Source organism: Photobacterium sp. BZF1 (assembly GCF_014349205.1).
Lineage (GTDB): Bacteria > Pseudomonadota > Gammaproteobacteria > Enterobacterales > Vibrionaceae > Photobacterium.
In genome coordinates this window covers 1-4,347 of the sequence record NZ_JACSOF010000256.1, presented here as the reverse complement: position 1 = coordinate 4,347, position 4,347 = coordinate 1, and the positions used below count along the sequence as shown (strand labels likewise).

Annotated in this window: 3 protein-coding genes; 2 read left to right on the top strand and 1 reads right to left on the bottom strand. The window is 51.0% G+C overall.

Features of this window, described 5'->3' with window-relative positions:
* The first annotated feature begins 168 nt into the window (after positions 1–168).
* Positions 169–513, top strand: a complete 345-nt coding sequence (locus tag BIZ37_RS29570; RefSeq protein WP_255526961.1) for a hypothetical protein — start codon at positions 169–171, stop codon at positions 511–513.
* Between the two features lie 135 nt (positions 514–648).
* Here the strand turns inward: BIZ37_RS29570 and mnmC are convergent, their stop codons facing one another.
* Positions 649–2,721, bottom strand: coding sequence for a bifunctional tRNA (5-methylaminomethyl-2-thiouridine)(34)-methyltransferase MnmD/FAD-dependent 5-carboxymethylaminomethyl-2-thiouridine(34) oxidoreductase MnmC (mnmC, locus tag BIZ37_RS29565; protein ID WP_255526960.1), 2,073 nt, complete (start codon positions 2,719–2,721; stop codon positions 649–651).
* A gap of 184 nt (positions 2,722–2,905) precedes the next feature.
* On the opposite strand from mnmC, the gene fabB reads away from it, so the two are divergent.
* Positions 2,906–4,117 carry a beta-ketoacyl-ACP synthase I gene (fabB, locus tag BIZ37_RS29560; RefSeq protein ID WP_187464585.1) on the top strand — a complete coding sequence of 404 codons (1,212 nt, stop codon included), beginning with the start codon at positions 2,906–2,908 and terminating at the stop codon, positions 4,115–4,117.
* The last annotated feature ends 230 nt before the right edge of the window (positions 4,118–4,347 follow it).

Below are 4,347 nucleotides of genomic sequence, written 5' to 3'. Positions count from 1 at the left end.
GACCACAGGACCACAGGACCACAGGACCACAGGACCACAGGACCACAGGACCACAGGACCACAGGACCACAGGACCGCTCCTTCATCTCAAACTACCTACCAGCTTTTCTATTCCTAACTATACTTACAAAAATATCAATAAATACACATTGCGCTTTGGGGATAGTAATGATGAAGTTTTCATGGGCGGCAATCTTAATATCGGGCTTTATTAGTCTCTCTGCTTTCGCGGCAGATAATGCATCTAACTCGTCACAAGTCATGCAAGCACCGACTTCGACACCTACCACCTCGTCATCGGCAACGCAGCAGGCACAAGCCTCTGCACAAACGGCGACGCAGGAAACGGGTAAGGCTGCGGGAATTGATACTGCGTTTGCTGCTTCGGCTGGTGGTATTACTGCAACAGTATTGGCTGTAGGTGCAGCAGCAGTAGTCATCGGTGTAGCCCTGTCTGATTCTGGCGGCGGTGATGACCCCGCGCCACCTGCCACTGTTCAAGCCGGCCAGTAGGAGTCGGTGAAGCATTATGTAACAACTCTGCGTCATAGCTACGCTGGAATTTAACAGTGAACCAATGTGTTAAAGCCAGAGCTTGTTAAAGCGCTCTGGCTTTTTGATTCTGCCCTCAGAACCTCAGAACCGTTTCTAAACCTTCTTCCCCTTAACCAACTTCCTTACCCACATCCGTCCAGGGTGCAGGGCTTCTAGAACGCTGTTTGGCAATGGTAATGGATCGCCACAAATCTGCGAGGCCAGTAGTTCGCCAAGCAAAGGTGCCGAACTTAAACCGCGAGAGCCCAAACCAATCATTGAATACAGGTTATGGTAGACCGGTACATTCTCTGCGCTATCTTGCTGGTTTTTCAAGTCCGTATACTGTTCAACCAGTTGATCGTATTGGCACACATCACCGACGAAAGGCAGGTGATCGCGGCTGGCACAGCGTACGCCTACACGGGCTTGCTCGCCTGACATATCTATATCTTGTGGCCAACTTGCTTTAGGAAGGCAATCAACCAGGCGCTGCTTGTTGTCTGCATGCTCTTCCGGGCTGAAGGTTAAGTCGACACTGCCACGGCGGTAGCTAGCGCCAATACAGTGGCTCTCGCCGCTGGCATTGTCCGGTGTCAGGTATCCGTCATAACAAAGTACTGTTTTTAATGGGTTCAGCGATGGGTTAGTCGGGATATGACTTACCTGTCCGCGTACCGAGTAGGCAGGGATGTCTTGCGTCTGTGCGAATTCGGCAAAGCGGTGCCCGTTAGCCACAATCACCGTCTGGTGCTGGTAGCTTTGACCTTGTTGGTCTGTTAGTTCCCAGCATTGATCATTTTGCTGGCCAGGTTGCTGGTTGATTTGCTGGATATCAACTTGCGTTTTGAGTTCAAGGAACCCTAGCTCTTGCGCTTGCTCAATCAAGGCACGGGTAAGCTCTTGTGGGCATAACCAGCCACCAAGTGGGTAGTTAACGCTGCTATGGCCTGAAGCCACACCGGTTACTTGTTCGGTTTGTTCAACGTCCAGTTGGCGAATAAGCTGTTCCGGGAAGCCGCCGGTCATCATCTTTTCTAGCTTGCTGGTTGAGTTATCATCCCAAGCCAACTGGGTCACACCACACCACTCATGGCTGAATGTATTGTGCTTGGCCGCTTGCTCGACAAACTGGCGAGCATACAGAAATGCCGAGGCAAAGAAGCGGGATAGGGCATCGTTTGAGCCATTGAGCAGCGGATAAACTGCCCCCTGACGGTTACCTGATGCGCCTTCTGCCGGTAGCTCATCGGCACAGTACAGCGTGGTTTTGATACCACGGCGTGCCAGAGCAAGTGCCGTTGTCGCCGAGCCGACACCGCCACCGATAATCGCAATGCTGCTATCTTCGTGACCATCACCAAGGTTGGCGGATTTGCGGTTGTACCATGGCTTGACGTTGCCGCGGTATTTGCGCTCGGTGACACTGCCGGCCAGCATTTCACGTTTGGTGCCAAAGCCTTTGACCTTCTTCATGTCAAAGCCGGCTTCAATCAGGCCGCGGCGAACAAAGCCTGCCGCAGTGAAGGTGGCAGTGCTACAACCAACTCGGGCCAGTTTTGCCATGCCGTTGAACAGATCTTGGTTCCACATCTCTGGGTTCTTGCTTGGGGCAAAACCATCGAGGAACCAGGCATCAACGATACCGTCATTATTCGTCCATACTTGTGGCATACAGTCTTTGATATCGCCAAACCACAGATCCAGGGTGATCATGCCATCTTCCAGCACAATGCGGTGACAGTCGGCGACAGCTGGTGGGTAGTGGGCATGGAGCTGGCTAGCTAAGTCGGCCAGTTCAGGCCAAGACTCGTGAGCTTTGATCAGATCGTCCTTGGTAACCGGAAACTTCTCGAAACTGATGAAATGCAGCTCTTTGGTGGTGGCACCCGGGTTAGCTTCGCGGAAGGCTTTGAACCATTGCCATACCGCCAGGAAGTTGAGGCCGGTTCCGAAGCCGGTCTCCGCCACCACAAAGCGGCGGCGGTCGAAGGTTTCCCAACGTGTCGGTAAGCCATTTTGGTGGAGGAACACATAGCGGGTTTCTTCCAGGCCATTGGCATTTGAAAAGTAGACATCGTCAAAGTCATTGGAAACAGGGGTACCTGATTCGTTCCAGTCCAAGACGGCATTTTCGATTTTTATCGATGGTGTTTTGCTTACGGACGGTTGGGCTTTATAAGACAAAAGGAGAAGCCTCATAGTTGGTGTAACGGGTTTAATTGTGGGCGATTGTACCTGATCAACAGGAAAGCTGACCACTTTTGACAGACAAACCCGTTATTATCGTCAACGTTATACCCAAGTCACCTCAGGTTGTTGATTGTTTTGACTGAGGTTATTTGGGTATAAATGACAGTAGGAATTCATCATGAAACGAGCCGTAATTACAGGCATGGGTATTGTCTCCAGTATTGGTAACAACGTTAAAGAAGTACTGGAGTCTTTGAAAACGGGCAAGTCCGGTATCAACTTCTCTGAACAATTTGCAGAAATGAAGCTGCGTAGTAATGTTTGGGGCGATTTGAAAATGACCCCTTCAGAGCATATCGACCGTAAGAAAATGCGTTTCATGGGCGATGCCGCCGCTTTTGCTTACCTGTCAATGGAACAAGCGATTGAAGACGCTGGCCTGACTGAAGATCAGGTATCTAACGACCGTACTGGCCTTGTAGCGGGTTCTGGTGGTGCGTCTTCTTACAACCAGGTTGCAGCAGTAGATATTCTGCGTGAGAAAGGTGTTAAGCGCGTAGGTCCATACATGGTACCGCGTACTATGTCTTCAACAGTGTCTGCATGTTTGGCTACGCCATTCAAGATCCGTGGTGTGAACTACACCATGAGCTCGGCATGTGCGACTTCTGCACACTGTATCGGCCATGCTCTTGAACTGATCCAGCTTGGCAAACAAGATGTTGTATTCGCCGGTGGTGGTGAAGAGCTTGATTGGTCGCTGACCATGATGTTCGATGCCATGGGCGCACTATCAACCAAGTACAATGACGACCCATCAAAAGCCTCTCGTACTTATGATGCAGACCGTGACGGTTTCGTGATCTCTGGTGGCGGCGGTATGTTGGTTATCGAAGAACTAGAGCACGCTCTGGCACGTGGCGCGAAAATCTACGGCGAGATCGTCGGCTACGGCGCGACATCAGACGGTTACGATATGGTAGCCCCATCAGGCGAAGGCGCTGTACGTTGTATGAAGATGGCGATGCAGGATGTTGATAGCATCGACTACATCAACACCCACGGTACGTCTACACCGGTTGGTGATGTAAAAGAGCTAGGTGCAATCCAAGAGCTATTTGGTGACAACAGCCCAGCGATTTCTGCAACCAAGGCGATGACCGGTCACGCATTGGGCGCTGCAGGTGTACATGAGGCGATCTACTCAACGCTGATGCTAGACAACAGCTTCATCGCACCGAGCATCAACATTGATAACTTGGATGCAGCAGCAGAAGGCCTAGACATCGTCACTGAAAAACGTGACCAAGAGTTGAAGACAGTAATGTCAAACAGCTTTGGCTTCGGCGGCACCAACGCAACGCTAGTTATCAAGAAGTATGAAAGGTAATTAAAAGCGGTTCTGTGGTGCTTCGGTTCTATGGCCCTATGGGGTAAATAGCTAGCCTAGAAGTGGCTGGTTCTCGAAATAAGTGGCTCTTGGTTCTAGGAAAGGCGTAAAGCATTAGAAAGTGCTTGCTCGATTGCGAGTGTAAAAGGGATGCTTCCTGCAGGACCACAGGACCACAGGACCACAGGACCACAGGACCACAGGACCACAGGACCACAGGACCACAGGAC

Bases quoted from the DNA above. Each gene is read 5' to 3' on its own strand.
- fabB (WP_187464585.1), top strand. From the start codon at position 2,906: ATGAAACGAGCCGTAATTACAGGCATGGGTATTGTCTCCAGTATTGGT.
- BIZ37_RS29570 (WP_255526961.1), top strand. From the start codon at position 169: ATGATGAAGTTTTCATGGGCGGCAATCTTAATATCGGGCTTTATTAGT.